Genomic DNA, 20,072 nt, shown 5'->3' on the forward strand with positions numbered 1-20,072 from the left:
CCCGTGGCAATCTCCTCCAGATCGTTATTTCATGGGAATAATCAGCGCTACTTAGGCGGCTCCACTGAAGGAGCTTTGGATGCGGACGGGGGTGGGGTGTCGGTTGCCTCAAGATGCATAAAGCCTTTCAGTATGATAGGTGAGTATCCGAACAGGTTCAGGGATGAGCCTGGCTTGGGGGTTGCAGTGGCGCTTGAGGATCTCTCAGCTGCCAGGATTCCGCTGCCATCACAACTTAACCAGTAATCATCTATATATATTCCTACCGCTTTGCCGGTCGGGTAGGGTATGTTTGCAATCCCTTTTTTGGGCATTGCCCCGGCAATAGCGGTAGTGACGTGAATATGGTAGACGGGCTTACCATGCAGCATCTTTATTCCGAAAAACTTATAGGTTGACTTCTTGGTTGGCTGGGGATCTCCGATTGAGTTCTCGAAACCATTTGACCACGGTTCTTTGCCTTGTACCACCCAAGTGCCCCCCACCTTCAGTGGAAATGGCGGTGTTGGAAATAGAAAATTACTCGTTTGCAACTGTATTGCTATTTCGGCTGCCATTCTCTCCACCCCTTGAGGGGCGTCTTTTATTTCGGTTGAGAAGTGCCAAATACCATGTGGGCTAACCGTTACTGTCCTGTTGGCATGGTTCAAATCCTCTGCTGTATAGGTCTTGGTTATCCCCATCGTGTTTACTGTAAATTCTTGGGCAGTGACTTTCAAGGTTGCGTCCCCATAGGTGTCTACCTTGAGTACCTCAACTGACACCCACACGGCCATAGATATCTTCTCAGGTGTAACCTTCTCTGTACTTTGTCCCCCCGACGTTGTCGTGGTGTCAGCCCGAACAACATAATAACGCACCTGCCCGGGAGTAAAGTGGTACCTGAGATCATACTTCTCAGCGCCCTTTGCTTTAGGCTGAGCCGCCCAAGCCACGCCCATGCAGAGCAGGGCAATTAGGATGGCGATTCGTGTTTTCATGTCTTTCCTCCAAAAAGAGCAATGGCTCATTTGTTTCTGCCTTAGATACTTCTATCCATCCCGAAATATTTCCTGCATGATTTTTTTGACATTTTATAATACCCATCCCTTCGCCCTGTACCGTCTAACTTAACACGCTGAGCCGAGTTCAGAGCGTAGGGAGAGGGGATGGGTTAATTCATGGCTTCTGCCTTTATTCTTCTAACCACCGCCTAGCCTCCGTCACTATTTGTTCTTCTAAAGGCTCGATGATGGTTTGGCGGCATCTTCTGCCGCCGGGGGCGGACCACATGGGGCCGCCGGCGTAGTGGGGGCTGTAGTGTTGGTTTAGGTCGAGGGTGGCGATTAGCATACAGTTGCGCTCATCGCGCTCGAACGCTATGATTGAGGTTTCTGTCCAATGGGAGGGGTCACGGGTGAACTCACCGGCTTGGATGCCGGATGAGTCCCAGATGCCTGCGCGAGTGTCGAGGCTGCTGGCGGCTATCCAAACTCCATTATCGGCGGCTCGTGCGTGCATGAGTCCCGCATAATAGGCGGCGCTGGGGAATAAGATAAGCTCCGCGCCCTTATACGCCAATAGACGCGTAGGCTCGGGGTACCAACTGTCGTAGCAGATCATAATTCCTACCTTGCCAAAATCCGTTTGAAATACCGGCATCTCGACGCCGGGGGTAACGCCCAAGTCCTCTTCAGGGTCGAAGACCTGGTTTTTATTGTATGTGCCCAAGAGGTTGCCTTCACGATCATAAAGGGGGCAAGCGTTAAGGGTGAGGTCCCCTCGCTTTTCATAGAAGCAACCTGCCACGTGCATCCGCCATCGTCGGGCTTTCTTCGCCAGAAATTGGCGTGTAGGGCCATCGAGCGGTTCAGCATCTTGCTCACTGACTTTATTGAAGACTTCAGGCAGTAGGGCGACATCCACATGCTTCATTCCGGCGACATCGAGCCACTTGTCCCAGAACGGCATATCATGATTACCCCAACTGACGGCGACTTTCACCAGGCGCAGCGGCACCGGTTCGGCTTCGGTGAGGCTGATTTCGTCCCATATAATCTTCCCGTGAGGACTATGACGGAAGTAGATGCGTACGGGCGCCTCTTTGTCCTCTTTGGGTCCATTAAAGTGGCTCTCGCCGACTATCCAATCACCCTCTTTATGATAGGACAATATGCCGGCAGTAAAAAACCCGCCTTCGCTGCCATAGATGCCGTGAACGGCAACATGATTAAGATCATCAACGCCTTCAGCGCGAAGCCGCACGCACATTTTGTAGGCTTTGTTGGCTTCGAGCTTGATATTCTGTTTGAGGAACCCAAAACACTCACGGCGCCCGTTGCCTGTGGCCGTAAGCTGGCCTTTATCTGTTAGTCTGAAGTCAGGTTTAAGGGCGGGATTGGGGTTAACCAATTCCCAACCATCGGGCAAGCCGCCGATTGTGCCCTTCGAAAAATCGCCGTTGACGATTAGATTGGTTTTACTCATTATTACCTCACAATTAGAGTGTCATCCGAAATCAGTAATGTAGGGGCAGGGTTTGCCACATCCTTCGAAGAGCGCAGCAAGCAACTCCCGTCATTTTTCAATAAACCGATGTGCTTCACGCGCTATCTCGTCTTCGATGGATTGAATAAGGGTTTGCCTCAGACGTCTGGCTGCAGGAGCGCAAAGCATAGGGCCGCCCCAATAGTGCGGGCTGTATTGGCGACTGAGGTCGACGGTAGCAATCACCATCTTGTTGGTTTCATCGACTTCGTAACTAATGATTGAGGTGGGAGATGCGCGCGAGGGGTCGGGTTCCTTGTCGCCACCACTGGCACCGCTTGAATCCCACACACCGCCTTGTCCGCCAAGACTACTAACCGCAAGCCATACCCCGTTATCGGCAGCACGAGCAGGCATCAAACTTCTATAGAAGCCTGCGTTGGGGAACAAGACGAGTTCAGCACCCTTGTAGGCCAACAACCGTGCTGTCTCTGGAAACCAAGATTCATAGCAAATCATGATGCCAACCTTGCCGAAATCGGTATTGAACACTTCATAACCAGTCCCAGGGGTTGTGCCATCATCTTCTTCGGGGTCAAATAAGTTATTCTTACTTTGGATACCGACCAACTTGCCATTGCGATCGTAGAGTGGCGCGCTATTGAGGCAGATATCACCCCGTTTCTCAATAAACGTTCCACTGGTATACATTTTCCACTGTTTGGCCTTAGCAGAGAGCAGGGACGGACCCGGGCCATTTATCGTGTCGGCATTCTTGTTATTCTTGCCATCAAAGAACTCAGGGAGCAGACAAATATCCGCACCTTTTTGGCCGGCCAGGTCAAGCCATTTAGCGCATCCCTCAAGACTATTTCCTCCCCAGACGGTGGCTATCTTAACAAGTCGCGGAGGGATAGGATCGCATTCCTGTAGACTAATTTCATCCCACCAGACCTTGCCGTGGGGGGAGAAGCGGAAGTAGATACGAATCTCAGCGGTTTCGAGTTCGTGTCCACACCCACGGAACCGATTGTCGCCAACCAAATACCCGCCTTCCTTGCGATACATGAAGATGCCGTTGTTATACATGTCAGCCATCACCATGTGCACCAGATTACGATTGAGATCGGTCATCCCTTCATAGCGTAAACGAACGCGCAGGCGGAACGCTCTGTCGGTGGAACTCAACATGGGGGTGATGGGACATCGGATATAACCAAAACACTCCTTACGTCCGTTGCCCTGAGCCATTAACTGCATCTTGCCCGAACTAGACTTAATGAGTTTAAAGGTGGGTGCGATAGCTTTATTGGGAATGACAACTTCCCATCCATCCGGAAGCCCGCCAACCTTACCACGGCTAAAGTCGCCATTAGGTATCAAGTTGTCTGTTTTCCAATCGTTAGGCGTCGTCGCAAACGCGCAATTGAAAATGCATGTTGCAAGTAAGCATACGGTGAGGAATTCATAATTAATCATTCGGTTAACTCCCTATTTGTCCATCAACTCAAAGTGTGGCATAAAATTGTTTCTGACTACAATGTAGATTTGGGGCAGGGAAGAGGTAGCTTCCCTGCCTATATTATTAAGTATTTAGTAACTTAGAACCTTTTTTGTCCCTAAGACGTCAAAATAATTAGTCCGACAATTTAAGGGGGAGGTCGAAATCCCTTCGCTAGGTTTAGAAACGGCCATGTTAGATTGACAACATGACAGGTATGTGGTACAGTTAGTTCGCAATTGAGTTCGCCGGAGGAAGGATTAATGGCTCTTAAGGTTCTGGTTTGTGATGACGAACGACACATCGTACGATTGATTCAGGTCAACCTTGAAAGGCAAGGCTGGACAGTTGTTGTTGCGTATGATGGTTTAGAAGGACTAGAAAAAGTTAAGTCTGAGAACCCTGATATATTGGTTCTCGATGTAATGATGCCGCAGATGGACGGTTTTGAAGTCCTTAAATCAATTCGAAAAGATCCGAACACTCGCGATCTATCTGTAATCATGCTTACAGCAAAAGCTCAGGATGCTGATGTTTTTCAAGGATGGCAATCCGGAGCTGATCTTTATCTAACAAAGCCGTTCAACCCAATGGAATTGATTACGTTTATTAAGCGTATTGTCAGCTCCAAGGAAGACGAAGACGGATCCCTTTACGAACTTTAAGCCCAGAGTAAGAGGCAGTCATCGGCATGAAAAAGACAGTTATGTTTGGAGTCCTCGCAGCGCTTGTCGGTATAGGAACGGCATCAATTATGTATGCCAATCGTATACGGCGTAATGCTGCTTTGGAGCCGGAGAAAAGTATCGACAGCCTTGTAGACTATTGTCAGACGAAAGTCGATCAATTAGATAATCTACTAAAGAGCTTGCCGTCAAAGCCGACTTCATCAAACGCTCGCCATGCAGTTTGATCCAAGATTGTTTTGATAAACCAAAAGATATTAAGCGGAAGGGTGATCCCCTATCCGCTTTTTGCTTTTTCCGAATTCAAGCTCAGCTATAACGTCCGATAAGATATATTATGTAAACTGATATTTTATTTTTATTCTGCGATGGATGTTCTTTTATTGAGCTTTAATTGAGTTACTAGTGAACTATTCTTCTTGAAATTCGTTTTCTTATTATGAACATGTCTCAGTAATGGAGGTTTTCAATAAATGGTTCTCAACATCAAACGTTTCGCCTTGATTTTAGGCTGTGTTACTCTTATTGCTTCTATCGCCTTTGCTGTTGCACCTGGGCGTAGTCTTGGTAATAAACAAGTTCGTAAGGCTAATAACGTACATGCTCAAAAGGCATTGAACTTAACCCCTGAGCAAAAAAGCCTGATTCATGACATACGCGTTAAATCACGTGAAGAAGCTAAAACAATAAAGCAATCTAACCTTCCCCCTGTCGAGAAGCGCAAAGCGCTTGCTGAATTAAGACAAAACACAAGAGCACACGTAGCTGCTCTCTTGACTCCAGTACAGAAAGAAAAGGGCGAAAAGTTACAAAAAGCTCGTCTTTCTAGGAAAATTGAGAAACTCAGACTTAGAAGAGCAATGGTAGACATGACTCCTGAACAGCGTGCTGATGTAACAAGCATCATGAAGCTGTCCCGCGAACAAGCAAAAGCCATCAAGCAAGATAAAAGTTTATCTCCTACCGAAAAACGCCAACGTCTCCAAGCGCTTAGAAAAGACACGATGGCAAAAATCCGAGCTATTTCGGGGAAGTAGCCAGGGATTGAAGCAACTCTTAAACGTCAACGAGTAATTGTTCAAAACATTCAGGAGACAGCCCTGCATCATCTAAAATGCTTTTTAATGTCTTTGGATGAAGAATTTTCACACTGTGGAAAGGAATTGTTACTCGTTGGCCGTTATTGTTTCTATATATTCGATGACTGCCATTTTGCCTATTTAGTTTAAAACCGATCTTTTCTAACACTCTGATTATTTCAACCGATGTGACGCGAGGCAATCGTGGCATCAGGCAACAACCTCAAGAGTTGCTACACTTATCAATTCAGGAATTTCTATCACTTCGCCATTAGCCAATCGATCTTGAATATGCAGTGAGATAGCGTCTTTGATATTGGCTAATGCCTCTTCATAGGTATCACCTTGAGAATAGCAACCTTGTAGAGAAGGGCATTTTACAAAGTAGCCGTCTTTATCTTTTTCGATAATGATCGGAAGGATATATTTTTTCATAAGACCTCTTCCCTACTCTTCTTGTCTTGTCGATTCGATGATGCTTTCAGACATGTAAATGGGGGCTTTGAAGCGGATAGCTAGGGCGATTGCGTCGCTTGGGCGGCTATCAATCTCGATAAGTTGATCATTTTGACTTAGATAAACCTTAGCATAGAAGACTTCGTTCCAAAGATCGTCGACAAGCGCTTTTTCTACAGAGGCTCCGAGCTTTTCGATGAAGGTTTTCATTAAATCGTGTGTCAGAGGGCGTGGAGGGGACTCATTCTCAATTGCCATAGTGATAGAGAGAGCTTCAAAAGGGCCGATAAGAATTGGGACGCGCCGGCCTTTATTGTCTTGAACCAACACAAAGCGCTGGATTGTCGCCCCAGGCTCTTCATGCTGAAAAACCCCGATTACCTTTACTTCAATCTCTCGGTCATCGCTGTGATCGAAATCTGATTTAAAGAATGACGGTGGCTTCTCAAAACTCTTGTCATCCGGCAATTCCGATTCGTCCGGCTGATCTTTCTCCTCATCGTTCACTGATGAATACCTCCACAGGTTAACCCAAATAGATTAGTTCTATCGATGTCAAGTTATACCCTTTAGGTACAACTTGCTGTACAAGATTAAAAACCATGTACAGACATATCAGCCCATCTTATCAACCACTTCGCCAAGGAAGTCTTTGTTCGAACGCGTGCGTTGCAAAAGCTTAATTAGGCTCTCAGTTGCTGCGATCGAATCCTCCTGATTGGCTAAGAGTCTATGCAGTTGCCAGATGATCTTCAGCGTTTCTTGATCATATAGAAGCTCTTCATGTCGAGTACCCGAACGCTTAACATCGATAGCGGGATAGATACGTCGTTCGGCTAACTGCCTGTCCAGAATAAGCTCCATATTGCCGGTACCCTTAAACTCTTCGAAAATAACATCATCCATACGGCTGCCAGTCTCAATTAACGCTGAGGCGATAACGGTTAAACTTCCGCCTTCTTCAATGTTTCGAGCAGCGCCAAAGAAGCGTTTTGGCCGATAGAGCGCGCTTGGGTCAAGACCGCCTGATAGAGTTCGTCCACTTGCGTTAGTGGTCAAGTTTGAGGCACGGGATAGACGTGTCAAGCTATCTAGCAACACGACAACATCCTTCCCTGCTTCGACCAATCTCTTCGCTTGTTCAAGCGTAAGATCGGCTACCCGCATGTGATTTTCTGGTGGCTCATCAAAAGTGGAACTGATAACCTGCCCTCGAACTGAACGGCGCATATCCGTAACTTCTTCAGGACGCTCATCGACCAAAAGTACCAGAAGGGTAATTTCCGGATGGTTGGTGGTAATGCTGTTGGCAATGCTCTTCAACAACATAGTCTTGCCGGCTTTAGGAGGGGCGACAATGAGACCACGCTGACCTTTGCCAATAGGCGAAATGAGGTCGATAATACGTGGAGCCATCACATCAGATGCTGTCTCCATCACAATTCGTTCGTTGGGATAGATTGGGGTGAGTTGATCGAAATCTTTTCGGTAGCGAGCGCTATCCGTATTCAAGCCGTTCACTGCTTCTACTCGAAGAAGGCCATAATATTTCTCGCCTTCTTTGGGAGGACGTACTTGACCAAACACCGTATCGCCTGTGCGAAGATTAAAGCGTTTGATTTGTGATTGGGAAACATAAACATCCTCAGGGGAGTTACTGAAGTTGTTTCGACGCAGGAATCCCCATCCATCTGTTAAAATCTCGAGAATACCGGTTGCATATTCGATGCCATGGGATTTATTGGCAGTGGCGAGGATCTTATAAATCATCTCCGCTTTGTCACGAGTGTCGAGTTCAATCGAAAGCTCTCGAGCTACTTCAACGATCTCAGTGACTGGCTTGTTGTTCAACACACCGAAATCAACGGCATCGACTCTCATATTTTCAGGGGAATCTGTTACGGAACCGGGTGCCGCGATAACATCGGGTGTTCGCATGGATTTAGGCTGTCTTGTTGTCATATTTCTCATAATGGAAAGGACGCGCTCCTGGCAATTTGGGTTTGGAATGATGATGACATTAAATTTATGCAGTCGAAGGAAAATTGCAAGGCACGCAGACACTGCTGCGATCGACGTAGAAACAGGAATAGGTCGGCAAGAACTTTTTTTGTAGTATTACATTAATAATATAGCACCTTTCGTGGATTTTGTCTAGGGTAAAGTTTTTCTTGAACATAATAAACCTTCGGATTATCTCACAATGCGGCCTATTTACCTGTTTCACTTTCCTCCAAGACTCCAATATAAGGAAGATTTCGATATCGTTCATTGATGTCCAACCCATATCCAACTACAAATTGATCAAGCAACTCGAAACCACAGTAATCAATTTGTATAGGTGTACTTCTTTGAGAAGGTTTATTTAATAAAGCACATACCTTCAAAGATGTTGGTTGTCGAGACTGCAGTACCTCTAAAAGGTACCGAAGAGTAAGTCCCGTGTCCACGATATCTTCAACTACAATCACGTGACGGTCCTGTAAGCTGATATCAGAATCCTTTATCAACCGCACAATCCCAGAGGATTTTGTATCGGCGCCATAGCTGGAAATTGCGACAAAATCGAATTCTATTGGAAGATGTATCTCACGGATGAGATCAGCCATAAAAATAGCAGCACCTTTCAAAACCCCAATCAATACAAGCGATTTGCCTTGATTATCCAGTGTAATCTGGCGACCTAATTCCGCTATTCGCTCGCGTATTACATGAGGTTCGATAAGAACACTTGCATTAGTTGTCCAGTAGGTCTTTACGCTCATTCCCATTCAATCGTTGCCGGTGGTTTGGAGGATAAATCATAGAGCACTCGATTTACGCCAGGCACTTCATTGACGATCCGATTTGACATGCGCTCCAGCGCATCCCAGGGGACTTGAACAGCATCCGCTGTCATCGCATCTTCGCTTGAGACCACTCGAATAACAATCGGCTTTTGGTAGCTTCGCTGGTCTCCCATCACACCGACGCTTTTGATGTCAAGCAAGACCGCAAAAGATTGCCACACAATGGGCAATATCCCTGCCCTTTCAATTTCCTCAAGGACAATCGCATCAGCTTCCCGAAGTGTACTTAATGCTTCCTCAGTAATTTGACCGACAATCCGAACGGCCAAACCAGGTCCTGGAAAAGGCTGACGCATGACGATCGAATCAGGAAGGCCCAACTCCTTCCCTACTGCTCGTGCTTCATCTTTAAAGAGATACCGCAGCGGTTCAATAACTTCCAAGCGCATCCAATCCGGTAAACCGCCTACGTTATGGTGAGTTTTGATTTTAGCCGCATGCTTAGTGCCGCTTTCAATCACATCCGGATAAAGCGTCCCTTGAGCGAGATATTGGCAGTCTCCGAACTCATCGGCATGCTCTTCGAAAACACGTATGAATTCCGCGCCTATTATCTTGCGCTTCTGCTCAGGGTCTGTTACGCCTTCTAGTCTTTCAAGAAAACGCTGTCGGGCATCTACAGCAATCAACTTCACTCGGTAGTTATCGCTGAAAAGCTTTCGAACCTGTTCAGCTTCGCCTTTTCTAAGCAGTCCGTGATCGACGAATACACAAGTGACTTTCTCACCAACAGCATGATGAGTAAGAGCAGCAACAACCATGCTGTCAACACCGCCACTAACGGCGCATAAAATCTTTCCGCCCTTTGAACGCTCGCGAATGAACTTGACCGATTCATCAATGAATGAAGCGGGAGTCCATGAGCCGCTGAATTTGCACACATCATTGAGAAATCGCGCTAAAACATCTTTGCCAAAGGGAGTGTGAGTGACTTCAGGATGAAATTGAACCCCGAATAATCCGCTCTTCTCGTTCTCCATGAGCGCAACCGGACATGTGTCTGTGCTAGCGGTCACATTAAACCCTGACGGAGGCTTGAGCACCTGGTCACCATGGCTCATCCAGCAGACGCTTTCAAAAGCCTTAGGGCCGGATAGTGTGCCCTGACTAAGTTGGACGGGCGTCTTGCCATATTCACGCATATCTGCAGGCGCCACTTCCCCACCAAGTTGATGAGCCATCATTTGATGACCATAGCATATTCCTAAAATTGGAATGCCAAGTTCATAAATGCGCGGGTCAACACGAGGCGCTCCGTCTTCATAAACACTCGATGGCCCACCGCTAAATATAATGCCCTTTGGACGCTCCTTAATGATTCGATCGATGGGAGCGTCGAATGGGACTATTTGGCTGAAGACATGGCACTCGCGAATTCTTCGAGCAATAAGTTGTGTGTATTGCCCTCCGAAATCTAATACGAAAACCGTTTCATTAGTAAGATGTGATTGCAAAAGAAGGTATCCGTCCGTTAATAGATAGAGATATATTATGCTAGCAGAACGACAGAAAGAGTGTCAAGTTATCAGTAATTTCAATATTCCCTTCTCTACGCATCTTATTTAAACCCCATCAGCACGAGTATTAATGCCAGTATTGACTAACTACAATATAGTGAAATAATCCATAATCGAGTATAATTCGTGAGCCATGCAACATCTGGATTAAATAATTTTTTAAGAATGCTAAGGAATTAAATTATGAGTTTAACTTCTCATGTCCTTAGAAAAAATGTATGGTAATATTTAGTTGTTATTAAATAAATGCTTTTGCAAAAGCGAGGTTTCAATGGAAGGCACTTCATTGCTTTCGAATGCAGAGCGTGTCTCTGAAATATTTTCACGCATTCTTAACCGCAGCATGAGCGAGCGCCTCGTTGAAAATATGACGAAGGCTGAGATAACTTATCCGCAGATGCAGGTCATGCGATTTGTTATGCTGCACACTACTGCTACCATCGGTGATGTGGCTAGAGGACTGTCCATTAGTTATCCTTCAGCTACAAATATGGTGCATCGTCTTGTTCGCAAGGAACTTGTCAGCAAAGAAGGTAACACGAAAGATCGCCGTTTAGTTCGCGTTCTTCTCACCGAGAAAGGTGAACAACTGGTTTTAGATGTTGAACGCGAGAGAGCGGAACGTTTTATGGATGTTTTAGGGAAAATGCCGTTAGAACAATCAAAAGAACTAATGTCTGGACTATTTTCATTTGTACAGACTGCAGTTGATCTCGATTTGGCCGATCCTGATGATATCTGCCTGCGTTGTGGGCTTCAAAATGACCCCAATTGTCCTGTGGCTTCTATGCGCGGGCTTGATGAATGTAAATAGTTTCCTCTTGGATTTGCTATGGAAAACACCATCTATCTAGACTATGCTGCAACTACGCCTGTAGAACCTAGTGTTCTAGAGGCGATGCTTCCGTATTTTAAGGAACGTTTCGGGAATGCTTCTTCCGCTTATTCACTTGGCGCGCAAAGCAGAAAAGCCGTTGAACGGGCGCGCTGCCGAGTGGCTGATCTATTGAATGCTATGGGGCCCGGTGAGATTTTCTTCACCTCAGGCGGAACTGAAAGTGACAACTGGGCATTATCTGGCGCGGCATGCGCAAACCGCGAACATGGCAACCATATTATTACCACCCCAATCGAGCATCACGCAGTTCTGGCATCCGCTCATTGGCTTGAACGAGCAGGATTTGAGGTCACTTTGCTTCCGGTGGACAGTTTCGGAATGGTCGACCCAGATGACCTTCGCAAAGCCATTCGTTCCAATACCACAATAATCAGCATCATGCACGCTAATAACGAAATTGGCACAATTCAACCTATTGCTGACTTAGCGAAAGTTGCACATGAGCACGGAATTCTTTTCCACACTGACAGCGTGCAAACGGTTGGGAAAATACCAGTGGATGTAAGAGCTTTTGGAGTGGACTTGCTATCTATTTCCGGACACAAATTATATGGTCCGAAAGGGATAGGAGCGCTTTATATCAAAAACGGAGTCACACTTGACCCGTTAATTTCTGGTGGTGGCCAGGAGAAATCAATGCGCGGCGGCACTTATAATGTTCCCGGGATTGTCGGGATTGGGAAAGCATGCGAACTTGCTAAAGATTATTTAAATACGGAAATAGCACGTCAACAAGCGATGCGTGATAACCTTATCGATTCAGTATTAAATACTATTCCTGACTCCCGACTTAATGGTCACCCTACTCTCCGCCTCCCTCATAATGCCCATTTTGCTTTTAAATCAATTGAAGGCTCAGCTCTTGTCGCCAATATGGAAGCGATGGGAGTTTATTGCTCCGCAGGTTCAGCATGTTCCTCAGGAGCAACATCAGCTTCTCATGTTTTGACTGCTATTGGTTTACCTTCAGATTGGGTCAGAGGAACTGTTAGAATGACTCTCGGCAAACCAACCACAAGCTCTGATATTCAAAATGCTGCGAAAGCTTTAGCCCATTCAGTATCCAATCTCCGCAGACTAAAAATCTAATCCTCCTGCTTCAAATGCTATCTTTTCCAAATCAGACGAAACTGTCTTATCGTTGCTTCGTCTGAACTTAGCTGATAGATAGGAATAAAGCTAATTATTTCTTGTTTTGTCAGGAACAAAGCGATCTTATTTTTCGTATGATTATTAGTTACATACCGCACCACCCTTGATTAAGTTACTTATACTGGTATGTGAAACAGCTAAGAATAATACCAAGCCTGTTTTGCTTTAGTTATAAAAAGTACTTGACAAACCGTCATTGGTATGTTATGTTATTAAAGGGCTAGTTAAGTACTAGTTAATTAATAATTTTATATTTCACAAGCCTACACGGCTTTAATGGCCCCTAGAAGGTTATGGCAAATCGATAAATAGGCGATATGCCGGTTTTCATAAATTCATTTAATTTTATACATTACGTTTACTAGGAGTGACATTGTGAAAAATAATACACAGTGGACCGGTCAGGGTTTCAGAAATAGAACTCCGTCTACTCAAGCTGATAATGGCTTGTCTAGACAAGCAACGCTTCAGCGCCTGCGTGGAGGTCGTTCTCAAGGTGCCTCACCCCCTGATATTAATGAAGAACCACTTGCTTTAGCGGCAGTTATTGGCGATTTAATCGAGGAACCGGGTGAAGAGGAGCTGTTAACCCTCGAACAAACAGAGGAAACTACAGCGGATCAAGAGGAAGAAGCTCCCGCAGAAACGCCTACTACCTCAGACCACAGCGATGATGTTGAAGAACTCGAAATGTGGATGCGGCAGACTCGTCGAGCTCAGCTTCTAACTCCTTACCAGGAAGTTGATTTGGCTCGCCGAGTTCAGCAGGGTGAAGAGCTTGCGAAAAATATCCTTATAGAATCTAACTTGCGACTGGTTGTCAGCATCGCAAAGAAATATAATGCGCGTGGTATTCCGCTTGCTGATCTCATTCAGGAAGGTAATCTCGGTCTAATCCGCGCGGTTGAAAAGTTTGATTGGCGTAAAGGTTTCCGATTTAGCACTTACGCTACATGGTGGATTCGCCGAGCGATCGCTCGCGCAATTATCAATCAAGGGCGAACAATCAGAATTCCGGTCTATGTCGCTGAACTTATTAATAAAGTAGTTAAAACTGCTAACCGATTGCAGCAGGAACTACAGCGTGAGGCATCTGATGATGAGATCGCTCGCGAAGTAGGCCTGTCTGTCGAGCGAGTGCGAGAAATGCTTAGAGTTGCGGTTGAGCCGCTTTCTCTTGAAACGCCAGTAGGTGAAAAAGATAATAGTTCGCTTGGTGATTTTATTCAGTCAACGAACATGCCCTCACCTACCGACGTAACGCAGAATCTTATACGTCGAGAGGAAATTGACAGCATCCTCAACAAACTCACTCCTCGTGAGCGAGAGGTTGTGCGATTGCGATTTGGTCTCGATGATGGCCGCGCAAGAACACTTGAAGAAGTTGGGGTTGCGCTAAACGTCACTCGCGAACGTGTTCGCCAAATCGAATTACGCGCGATGAAGAAACTACGTCATATTGGTCAAGAAATGACCACAGGTTAAAAAAGGGGCTTCGGCCCCTTTTTTATTGGGGGTGCCCCTGCACCACTAGCCGGTATAAAACAAGTGCTAACTCTTTCCCGTTTTATGCGCACTTTATTCATATCCGCATAAGCATTTCGAAGTTACTTGTCGTACAGTCCCTTCTTTGGGCTCATGCGTTTGGAACCTAGTTGTGGGATGGTCTTTTCTATGACTTCACGTAGCCGTTTGACTTCATCGCGGATGTCAGCAGCTTGTTCGAACTCTAGTTCTTTGCTTAACTTCTTCATCTCGGCTTCTAACTTGGCAATTACGATTGGCAGGTCTTCGAAGGCGATGCGGTCCAGGTCTGTCTTTGGCTTTGTTGAACCATAGGGAGCACGATCCTCAGCTACTTTGTAGGCTCGAACAGTTTCTCGTATTTCTTTAATAATTGTTTGCGGAGTGATGCCGTGCTTATCGTTATATTCCTCTTGAACCTTACGGCGGCGATTGGTTTCATTAATTGCTCTTTGCATCGAGCCAGTTATGTTATCCGCGTACATGATAACCTGTCCGTTAACATTACGAGCAGCACGCCCGATAGTCTGAATAAGTGATGTCTCCGATCGAAGAAAGCCCTCTTTATCCGCATCCAAAATTGCTACTAGCGAAACTTCCGGCAGATCAAGCCCTTCTCGTAATAAATTAACTCCCACGACGACATCATATTCCCCAAGACGAAGGTCCTTAAGTATCTCGCCGCGTTCGAGGGAATGGACACCACTGTGGAGGTAATTCACCTTGATACCCACATCCTGTAGGTAATCTGTCAAATCCTCGGCCATCTTCTTGGTGAGTGTCGTGACAAGCGCTCTCTGGTTGTTCTTTACTCTTCCCTGCACTTCAGTGATCAAGTCATTGACCTGCCCCTCCGTCTTTCTGATAATTACTTCGGGGTCAATCAAACCAGTGGGACGAATAATCTGTTCCGCAATCTGCTCATTATTCTCAGCTTCAAAGGGACCAGGAGTAGCTGAAACAAAAACGACTTGCCCAACACGTGTATGAAATTCATCGAACTTCAAAGGACGATTATCCAATGCAGAGGGAAGGCGGAAGCCATAATCGATCAAAGTCTGCTTGCGCTGCCTGTCACCGTTATACATTGCGCGAACCTGCGGCAGAGTTTGGTGAGACTCATCGATGAAGGTAATGAAATCCTTAGGAAAGAAGTCGAGCAGCGTGTAAGGCGGTGTACCAGGATCTCTGCCATCGAAATATCTTGAATAGTTCTCTATGCCTGAGCAATAACCGAGTTCCTTCATCATCTCTATGTCAAACTCGGTCCGCTGTTGAATTCGTTGTGCTTCTATAAACTTATTCTGCGACTGGAATATTTCCACCCTTTCGTGCATTTCAGATCGGATTTCTTCGATAACTTCATCCATCTTATCCAAAGGGGTTACATAATGGGTCGCAGGGAAGATGCTTACCTGGTCTAATTCATCAAGAATTTCACCCGTTAGAGGGTCAAATAGGCGAATTCGTTCAACATCCTCTCCAAATAATTCTACGCGGGTGATGATTTCCTCGTCGGCAGGTTGAATTTCAAGGGTATCTCCCCTCATTCGGAAAGTTCCGCGACCAAGAACAAGATCATTCCGAGCAAATTGCATATCAATTAATCGCTTTAGAATTTCCTTCAGCTTAATCGTTTGACCCTTTGAGAATGTAAGGACACTTTCGAGGTATTCATCAGGTGAACCTAAACCATAAATACAAGAAACGCTTGCTATAACCACCGTATCCCGCCGCGTGAGTACAGCTTGCGTAGCGGCGTGTCGAAGGCGATCAATCTCATCATTAACTGAAGAATCCTTCTCGATATATGTATCACTTTGAGGCACGTAGGCTTCCGGCTGATAGTAGTCATAGTAGCTGATAAAGAAGTGGACTGCATTCTCAGGAAAGAAAGCACGGAATTCTTGGCAAAGCTGAGCCGCCAGTGTTTTGTTGTGAGCAATTACCAGGGCAGGACGTTGTAGACGCTCGATGACACTCGCCATCGTAAACGTCTTTCCTGTTCCGGTTGCTCCAAGCAGTGTTTGATATCTTAAATCACGGTTCAAGCCTTCAGCAAGCTGACCAATCGCTCTCGGCTGATCACCTTGCGGTGTGAAATCCGCTACTAGTTTGAATTTTTTATCGTCCATCTGCAAACCTTAGATCGTATAATGCAGTGCATTCTAAGGATCATTGTACCGCAGCTTAAAGTGTTGCTATCTTTTATCGGCAATAAACATTTTGTTGAAATCATAACTGTGACTTAGCGCATAATGCTGTTCATGCTTCTATAACTGAATATCAGATTGTCCAAGAAAAAGGTAAGCTTTATTTAGGAGAGTTTATATGATTATTCGCTTAGGACACAGCCCGGATTCAGATGACGCATTTATGTTTTGGGGACTTGCAACCGGTCAGATTGAAACCCCTCTCAAGTTCGAACATATTCTAGAAGATATTCAAACCCTCAATGATTGGGCTAAGATTGGTAAGCTTGAGGTGAGTGCGATTTCAGTCCATGCTTTTGCTTATGTTTCCGATAAATATGCTCTTCTTCGACATGGCGGCAGCTTTGGTGATGGATATGGCCCGATGCTTATCGCCCGAGAAAATATCCCCCTCGACAAGCTAAATAGTTACACAATCGCCATCCCAGGTCTTTTGACAAGCGCTTACCTTGCTCTGAGCCTCTTTCACCCAGGCCTTAAAACTGTCGTAATGGATTTTGATGAGATCATGCCCGCCGTCAAAAAAGGCACTGTTGATATCGGTCTTATCATCCATGAAGGGCAACTCACACATAAGAATGAGGATCTGGTCACCCTTGTTGATTTAGGCAAATGGTGGAAAGAAGATACCGGAGGCTTACCTCTCCCCCTCGGCGTCAATGTTGTAAGAAAAGACTTAGGCGAGAAAGTAATTACTGAAGCCTCCCGAGCTCTTCGCGCCAGCATTCAAACAAGTCTTGATAATCGTCAACAAGCGCTTGATTATGCCTTAAGTTTCGCCCGTGGTATGGATCGCCAAATCGCCGACCAATTCGTAGGTATGTACGTTAATGGTTTAACCTGCGATATGGGCGAGCGAGGACTAACAGCTATTAAAACTTTCTTAACCCGCGCAACCAAAGCCGGCCTCGTTCCACCAGTAGATATCGAAGCAATCGAATAGGCTTTAGCCAATTAAACCTCAGGGAAGGACTTCGGGTACAATATGTGCACTTTATGGGTGCTGAGGTATTCGAAATGAGTGATCTGGCAAGACCGAACGTAATGAAAGTTGAACCCTATGTGCCGGGGAAACCGATTGAAGAGGTGGAGCGTGAACTTGGGCTGACAAATGTTGTTAAGCTCGCTTCGAACGAAAATCCACTTGGCCCCTCGCCTAAGGCAATGGAAGCCGTTAAGAATGCCATTGAACGCATGCACATCTACCCTGATGGCGCTGCGTTTGAGTTTAAAAAAGCCCTTGCTCAACATTTCGATTTGCCTACTAACTACTTCTTCCCTGCTAACGGCTCGGATGAGATCATCCAGTTTATGGGATTAGCTTATCTGTGCCCTGATGACGAAGTCGTTATAGCCGAACCCTCATTCGCGCGATATTATGCCGTCGCAGGTTTAAATGATGTCAAAGAGCATCGAGTCCCCTTAACTCCTGATTTGCGCCATGACCTCAAGTCGATGCGCGCGAAGATAAATGAGAAGACTAAGTTAGTCTATATAGCCAACCCGAATAATCCAACAGGTACGATTGTTACCGACGAAGAATTCAAAGTTTTCATGTCGAATCTACCGCCACGCACAATAGTAGTGTTCGATGAGGCCTATCGCGAATTCGCTGAGGATAAGAACTATCCGCAGTCCCTACCCTACATTGAAACTCATAACATCATCGTTCTACGAACGATGTCAAAGGCATATGGGCTGGCAGGTATTCGAGTTGGTTATGGAATTGCTCGACCTGAATTGCTTGAACCAATGGAACATGTTCGTGAACCGTTTAATGTGAACTCAATTGCTCAGATAGCAGCAGTCGCTGCGCTTGGGGATAAAGATCATCTCAAATGCACCGTTGAACTCAACTCACGAGGCAAACGATACCTGTATGATGCCTTGCGCAGGATGGGCGTTAAATATGCGCCAACCGAAGCTAACTTTGTGCTAATCGACACTGAGATGGACGGCAAGGTGGTCTATGATGCACTTCTTCGTAAAGGTGTGATCGTTCGACCATGCACTTCTTTTGGCTTGCCGAGCTATCTACGCGTATCAATAGGCACCCCTGCTGAAAATGAGCTGTTTATTGCTGCATTCAAGGATGTGCTTGCTACTCTACCCGAAACTCAGTAAGCTCTTAAAGATGCACCTAAAGGATATTGGTTAATGATTATTGTTCTGAGCGCGAGCGCCACTAAAAAACAGATTGATGAAGTTGCCGATCAACTAAAGGAATGGGGTTACGAGATTCATCCTATTTATGGCGTAGAAAAGACGGTAATCGGCGCTGTTGGCGCTCCTGATGCGGATAAGACTTATGCCAAAGAACATCTTGAACAGCTACCTTTCGTCGAACAAGTCGTCCTCATTCTTCAACCCTATAAAATGGTTTCGCGCAGTTATAAGCCAGAAGGTACAGTTATCGATGTCGGCGGAGTAAAAATTGGCGGCAATGAAATCGTGGTTATGGCAGGACCCTGTACGGTTGAAAGTTATGATCAGTTGCTTGATACTGCTAAAGCAATAAAAAAAGCCGGTGCAACCATTCTTCGAGGCGGGGCATACAAACCCTGCACATCACCCTACAGCTTTCAAGGCCTTGGTAAAGAAGGCTTGGAAATGTTGGCAGCCGCTGGAAAAGAGACGGGGCTGAAGATAATCACCGAAGTGATGGACCCGCGCAATGTGGAGATGGTTGCCGAGTATACCGACATCCTGCAGATTGGCACCCGCAATATGCAGAACTATGACTTATTAAAAGAAGTCGGTTCAAGCCAAACACCCGTTATGCTCAAGCGCGGAATGAGCGCTAAGATCGAAGAATGGCTTTACGCCGCCGAGTATATAATCTTGCGGGGCAACCAAAACGTAATGTTCTGCGAACGAGGTATACGATCTTTCGAGACATACACACGAAACACCCTCGATTTAAGTGCGGTGCCGGCAATTAAACAGCTTTCACATCTTCCGATTATTGTTGACCCATCACATGGAACGGGAAGGTGGGGGATGGTCGCTCCGATGTCTAAAGCGGCAATCGCATGCGGCGCCGATGGGCTTATTATCGAAGTCCATCCCGACCCAAGCCATGCCGCTAAAGACGGCGCCCAGAGTCTGAATTTTGACAATTTCGAACAACTTATGACCGAGCTAAAACCAATTGCAACAGCCGTAGGCAAATGCATAGGAAAAGCTTAGCGCTCAACCGGAGAAAAACATGATTATCGTCCTGAAACTTGGGGCTTCTGAAGATCAAGTCCAGTATATCGCTGATATCCTTCGCGCACGTGGGTATGGGATACACCTATCTCAAGGGGTTGAACGTACTGTCGTTGGCGCAATTGGGGCGTTGGATGAAGAAAAGCGAGAGCTAAAAGAACAATTGGAAGCGTTGGATTTTGTTGATAACGTTGTCCTGATTTCTAAGCCCTATAAACTTGTAGGCAGGCATTTTAAACCTGATGGGACGACAATCACCGTTCGAGATGTGACTATAGGTGCAAATGAGATAATAGTCATGGCCGGCCCTTGCACCGTTGAAGATCATGAGCAAGTGATGTCCAGTGCGATTGCGGTGAAAGCAGCCGGCGCTCAGATATTCCGTGGTGGTGCTTATAAACCAAGCACTTCCCCATACAGCTTTCACGGGTTGGGTGAACCTGGTCTCAAAATGCTTGCCGAAGTGCGTGATGTCACCGGAATGCCCATTATTACCGAAGCCATTGACCCCCGAGATATCG

At 46.0% G+C, this 20,072-nt stretch carries 20 protein-coding genes; 10 read left to right on the forward strand and 10 right to left on the reverse strand.

What is annotated here, in order from left to right; translation table 11 throughout:
* Positions 1–47: 47 nt before the first annotated feature.
* The 3 genes from WCO51_00955 to WCO51_00965 all read right to left on the reverse strand — a co-directional run bounded on the left by WCO51_00955 (position 48) and on the right by WCO51_00965 (position 3,945).
* Positions 48–980, reverse strand: a complete 933-nt coding sequence (locus WCO51_00955; protein MEI6511829.1) for a hypothetical protein — start codon at positions 978–980, stop codon at positions 48–50.
* A gap of 193 nt (positions 981–1,173) precedes the next feature.
* Positions 1,174–2,466 carry a carbon-nitrogen hydrolase family protein gene (locus WCO51_00960; protein ID MEI6511830.1) on the reverse strand — a complete coding sequence of 431 codons (1,293 nt, stop codon included), beginning with the start codon at positions 2,464–2,466 and terminating at the stop codon, positions 1,174–1,176.
* Positions 2,467–2,556: 90 nt separating this feature from the next.
* The gene (locus WCO51_00965; GenBank protein ID MEI6511831.1) at positions 2,557–3,945 is read right to left on the reverse strand and encodes a carbon-nitrogen hydrolase family protein; all 1,389 of its coding nucleotides are present in this window, start codon (positions 3,943–3,945) and stop codon (positions 2,557–2,559) included.
* Between the two features lie 285 nt (positions 3,946–4,230).
* On the opposite strand from WCO51_00965, the gene WCO51_00970 reads away from it, so the two are divergent.
* The 3 genes from WCO51_00970 (at position 4,231) to WCO51_00980 (ending at position 5,690) form a co-directional block, all read left to right on the forward strand.
* Positions 4,231–4,632, forward strand: coding sequence for a response regulator (locus WCO51_00970; protein ID MEI6511832.1), 402 nt, complete (start codon positions 4,231–4,233; stop codon positions 4,630–4,632).
* A gap of 26 nt (positions 4,633–4,658) precedes the next feature.
* The gene (locus WCO51_00975; GenBank protein ID MEI6511833.1) at positions 4,659–4,880 is read left to right on the forward strand and encodes a hypothetical protein; all 222 of its coding nucleotides are present in this window, start codon (positions 4,659–4,661) and stop codon (positions 4,878–4,880) included.
* Between the two features lie 246 nt (positions 4,881–5,126).
* Positions 5,127–5,690: a hypothetical protein gene (locus tag WCO51_00980; GenBank protein ID MEI6511834.1), complete on the forward strand. Its 564-nt coding sequence runs from the start codon at positions 5,127–5,129 to the stop codon at positions 5,688–5,690.
* A gap of 19 nt (positions 5,691–5,709) precedes the next feature.
* Here the strand turns inward: WCO51_00980 and WCO51_00985 are convergent, their stop codons facing one another.
* From WCO51_00985 to guaA, 6 genes are all read right to left on the reverse strand, one after another.
* Positions 5,710–5,943, reverse strand: a complete 234-nt coding sequence (locus WCO51_00985; protein MEI6511835.1) for a type II toxin-antitoxin system HicA family toxin — start codon at positions 5,941–5,943, stop codon at positions 5,710–5,712.
* A complete protein-coding gene (locus WCO51_00990) occupies positions 5,943–6,167 on the reverse strand; it encodes a type II toxin-antitoxin system HicB family antitoxin (protein MEI6511836.1) in 225 nt (74 codons plus the stop codon). Before WCO51_00990 ends, WCO51_00985 begins: the two co-directional genes overlap by 1 nt.
* A gap of 12 nt (positions 6,168–6,179) precedes the next feature.
* Complete coding sequence (locus WCO51_00995; GenBank protein MEI6511837.1) at positions 6,180–6,695, reverse strand: bifunctional nuclease family protein; 516 nt, start codon at positions 6,693–6,695, stop codon at positions 6,180–6,182.
* Between the two features lie 108 nt (positions 6,696–6,803).
* Positions 6,804–8,069 (reverse strand): transcription termination factor Rho, encoded by a 1,266-nt coding sequence (gene rho / locus WCO51_01000; protein ID MEI6511838.1) that lies wholly within the window; start codon positions 8,067–8,069, stop codon positions 6,804–6,806.
* A 329-nt stretch (positions 8,070–8,398) separates the two neighbouring features.
* Positions 8,399–8,953, reverse strand: coding sequence for a hypoxanthine phosphoribosyltransferase (hpt, locus tag WCO51_01005; GenBank protein ID MEI6511839.1), 555 nt, complete (start codon positions 8,951–8,953; stop codon positions 8,399–8,401).
* Positions 8,950–10,491: a glutamine-hydrolyzing GMP synthase gene (gene guaA / locus WCO51_01010; protein MEI6511840.1), complete on the reverse strand. Its 1,542-nt coding sequence runs from the start codon at positions 10,489–10,491 to the stop codon at positions 8,950–8,952. The genes hpt and guaA overlap by 4 nt, the downstream gene beginning before the upstream one ends.
* A 334-nt stretch (positions 10,492–10,825) precedes the next feature.
* On the opposite strand from guaA, the gene WCO51_01015 reads away from it, so the two are divergent.
* The 3 genes from WCO51_01015 to WCO51_01025 all read left to right on the forward strand — a co-directional run bounded on the left by WCO51_01015 (position 10,826) and on the right by WCO51_01025 (position 14,089).
* Positions 10,826–11,368, forward strand: coding sequence for a MarR family winged helix-turn-helix transcriptional regulator (locus WCO51_01015; GenBank protein ID MEI6511841.1), 543 nt, complete (start codon positions 10,826–10,828; stop codon positions 11,366–11,368).
* An 18-nt stretch (positions 11,369–11,386) separates the two neighbouring features.
* Positions 11,387–12,541 (forward strand): IscS subfamily cysteine desulfurase, encoded by a 1,155-nt coding sequence (locus WCO51_01020; protein MEI6511842.1) that lies wholly within the window; start codon positions 11,387–11,389, stop codon positions 12,539–12,541.
* Positions 12,542–12,979: 438 nt separating this feature from the next.
* Positions 12,980–14,089, forward strand: a complete 1,110-nt coding sequence (locus WCO51_01025; GenBank protein ID MEI6511843.1) for a sigma-70 family RNA polymerase sigma factor — start codon at positions 12,980–12,982, stop codon at positions 14,087–14,089.
* Positions 14,090–14,211: 122 nt separating this feature from the next.
* Here the strand turns inward: WCO51_01025 and uvrB are convergent, their stop codons facing one another.
* Positions 14,212–16,263, reverse strand: a complete 2,052-nt coding sequence (gene uvrB, locus WCO51_01030) for an excinuclease ABC subunit UvrB (GenBank protein ID MEI6511844.1) — start codon at positions 16,261–16,263, stop codon at positions 14,212–14,214.
* Between the two features lie 196 nt (positions 16,264–16,459).
* Between uvrB and WCO51_01035 the strand changes: the two genes are divergently transcribed.
* The 4 genes from WCO51_01035 to WCO51_01050 form a co-directional block, all read left to right on the forward strand.
* Positions 16,460–17,284 carry an MqnA/MqnD/SBP family protein gene (locus WCO51_01035; protein ID MEI6511845.1) on the forward strand — a complete coding sequence of 275 codons (825 nt, stop codon included), beginning with the start codon at positions 16,460–16,462 and terminating at the stop codon, positions 17,282–17,284.
* Between the two features lie 74 nt (positions 17,285–17,358).
* Complete coding sequence (gene hisC / locus WCO51_01040; protein MEI6511846.1) at positions 17,359–18,465, forward strand: histidinol-phosphate transaminase; 1,107 nt, start codon at positions 17,359–17,361, stop codon at positions 18,463–18,465.
* A 33-nt stretch (positions 18,466–18,498) separates the two neighbouring features.
* On the forward strand, positions 18,499–19,530 hold the full coding sequence (gene aroF, locus WCO51_01045) for a 3-deoxy-7-phosphoheptulonate synthase (protein MEI6511847.1): 1,032 nt from the start codon (positions 18,499–18,501) through the stop codon (positions 19,528–19,530).
* 19 nt (positions 19,531–19,549) lie between these two features.
* Positions 19,550–20,072, forward strand: a 523-nt coding sequence (locus tag WCO51_01050) for a 3-deoxy-7-phosphoheptulonate synthase (protein MEI6511848.1), incomplete at its 3' end; no start/stop codon positions are given.

The sequence above is a fragment of the bacterium genome (assembly GCA_037131655.1).
Taxonomy (GTDB): domain Bacteria; phylum Armatimonadota; class Fimbriimonadia; order Fimbriimonadales; family JBAXQP01; genus JBAXQP01.